Raw genomic sequence first — 2,298 nt, 5'->3', positions numbered from 1 at the left:
CGGTCCCGCGCCGCCCCCCGGTTCCGCCCCGCCGTCCGGTTACGGCCCGGCGTCCGCGCCGCCCGCCCACGGTCCCGCCGCCCCGGTGTCCGGGCCCGGGTCGCCGTGGGCACCGCCGGGTCCGGCGTCCGCGCCGCCCCCGCCCGGGACGCAACCGTCTCCGCCGCCCGTTCCGCCGTCCGGCCCGACCCCGTCTCCCGAGGACCGCCCGTGACCGACGCGCCCCCGTCTCCGCGCCGCGCCCTGATCACCGGCGCCAGCCTGGGCATCGGTGAGGCGTTCGCCCGCCGGCTGGCCGCCGACGGGTGGGACCTGATCCTGGTGGCCCGGGACACCGGCCGGCTGGCCGCCAAGGCCGCCGAGCTGACCGGCCGGTACGGCCGCCAGGTCGAGACCATCTCCGCCGACCTGTCCACCGAGGACGGCTGCGCCACGGTGGAGCGCCGGCTGGTCGCCGGGCCACCGGTCGAGCTGCTGGTGAACAACGCCGGCATCAGCCTCAACACCTCGTTCGTGCGGTCCGGGGTCGAGGACGAGGCCCGCCTGCTCCGGCTGAACGTGCTCGCGGTGCTGCGGCTGACCCACGCGGCGCTCGGACCGATGGTCGAGCGCGGCAGCGGGACAGTGATAAATGTCTCTTCGGTCGCGGGTTTCGGTGTGCCCATGCCGGGTTCGACGTACTCGGCCAGCAAGGCCTGGGTGACGAATTTCAGTGAGTCGATCGGTCTCTCGGTGGCCCCGCTCGGCGTACGGGTGATGGCGCTCTGCCCCGGCTACACCCGGACCGGCTATCACGAGCGGGCCGGCATCGACATGTCGCGCACGCCGGGCCGACTGTGGCTGCGGGCCGACGACGTGGTCGACGAAGGGCTGCGTGACCTGCGGAAAGGCAAGTTGGTGAGCGTGCCGGACTGGAGGTACAAGCTCGCCGTGGCGGGCCTGCGGTACGCCCCACGCCGGCTGCTGCGGGCCGTCTCGCGGGACAGCCGCGGGCGGGTGACCCGGGACGGCGACTGACCGGAGCGCCGCCCGACGGGCGTCCCATGAATGGGATCGGCGACTGCCGGTGCTGGCGTGCGGTCGCACAGCGTAGTCACCCATCGTCACCCGTCGGTCGCCCACAGGGTTGACCGAGGCGGACCCGACAGACGGCTCCCAGACTTGCGCAGTACCCTCTATCGCCATGGGGCACCGCGACGACCTGCGTAAATTCATCACTGAGCTGGCTGTGGTCCATGGCCGCGTGGTGCTCTCGTCCGGGCGTGAGGCGGACTGGTACGTCGATCTGCGTCGGGTCACGCTCCATCACGCGGCGGCACCGTTGGTCGGTCGGGTGATGTGCGACCTCACCGCCGACTGGGAGTACGACGCGGTCGGTGGCCTGACCCTCGGGGCGGACCCGATCGCCGCCGCGATGCTGCACGCCTCGGCCGAGACCGACCGACCGCTGGACGCGTTCGTGGTGCGCAAGGCGGGCAAGGCGCACGGCCTCCAGCGGCGCATCGAGGGCCCGGACGTCGCCGGCCGGCGGGTGCTCGCGGTCGAGGACACGTCGACGACCGGCGGCAGTGTGTTGACCGCCGTCGAGGCGTTGCGTGAGGCCGGGGCCGAGGTGGTCGGTGTGGCGGTTATTGTTGATCGTGGTGCCGGCGACGCGGTGCGAGCCGCCGGATTGCCGTATCGGGCCGCCTATACGTTGGCTGACCTCGGCCTTGTGGCGTAAAAGTTTGCCGATTCGGATCTGCCGATATGCAGCCGGATCGATGCTGCTGGTGGAAGGATGGAATACGTGGGAACTGCGTTGGCTGAAATGACCATGCCTCAGATCTCGCCGCTTGCCGGCGAGCCGATCGAACGTGCCGATGCCGAGCGTCTCGCCGGGGTCCTCAAGGCCCTCGCCGACCCTGCCCGGCTGCGGCTGCTCAGCCTGATCCAGTCGGCGCCCGAGGGCGAGGCGTGCGTGTGTGACCTCACCGCGCCGCTCGGCCTCTCGCAGCCGACGGTCAGCCACCACCTGCGCATCCTCACCGAGGCCGGCTTGCTGGAGCGGGAGAAGCGTGGTGTCTGGGCGTACTACCGGCTGGTGCCGACCGCGATCGCCACGATCGCGGATCTGCTCACCCCGCCGCGCAAGCGGGCCACCAAGAAGGCCCGCTGACACCGGACGTGTCCGACCGGGCCGACGGTCCGGGGTGGCGTGCCAGGGGTGGCGTCACCACGGGACGGTGACGGCTGCCCGTCATCCGTGACACCCGCAGCCGACATTACGCCGATGGCCGGCTCCCGCGAGGGGGCCGG

Annotated in this window: 3 protein-coding genes; all 3 read left to right on the top strand. The window is 72.4% G+C overall.

The features are described from left to right. Positions 1 to 210 precede the first annotated feature (210 nt). The 3 genes from ACWEVO_RS35235 to ACWEVO_RS35225 all read left to right on the top strand — a co-directional run bounded on the left by ACWEVO_RS35235 (position 211) and on the right by ACWEVO_RS35225 (position 2,158). Positions 211 to 1,017, top strand: a complete 807-nt coding sequence (locus tag ACWEVO_RS35235; RefSeq protein WP_452311734.1) for an SDR family NAD(P)-dependent oxidoreductase — start codon at positions 211 to 213, stop codon at positions 1,015 to 1,017. A 166-nt stretch (positions 1,018 to 1,183) separates the two neighbouring features. Next, complete coding sequence (pyrE, locus tag ACWEVO_RS35230) at positions 1,184 to 1,723, top strand: orotate phosphoribosyltransferase (protein ID WP_452311733.1); 540 nt, start codon at positions 1,184 to 1,186, stop codon at positions 1,721 to 1,723. Positions 1,724 to 1,780: 57 nt separating this feature from the next. Beyond that, entirely contained in the window at positions 1,781 to 2,158 is a 378-nt protein-coding gene (locus ACWEVO_RS35225; RefSeq protein ID WP_007073957.1) for an ArsR/SmtB family transcription factor, read from the top strand. The last annotated feature ends 140 nt before the right edge of the window (positions 2,159 to 2,298 follow it).

It is taken from the genome of Micromonospora sp. NPDC003776, assembly GCF_053605645.1.
The sequence above is the reverse complement of the archived record's forward strand: the minus strand, read 5'-3'. Positions and strand labels throughout refer to the sequence as shown.

Coding starts and splice junctions, on each gene's coding strand:
- pyrE (WP_452311733.1), top strand. CDS start 1,184: ATGGGGCACCGCGACGACCTGCGTAAATTCATCACTGAGCTGGCTGTG.
- ACWEVO_RS35225 (WP_007073957.1), top strand. CDS start 1,781: ATGGAATACGTGGGAACTGCGTTGGCTGAAATGACCATGCCTCAGATC.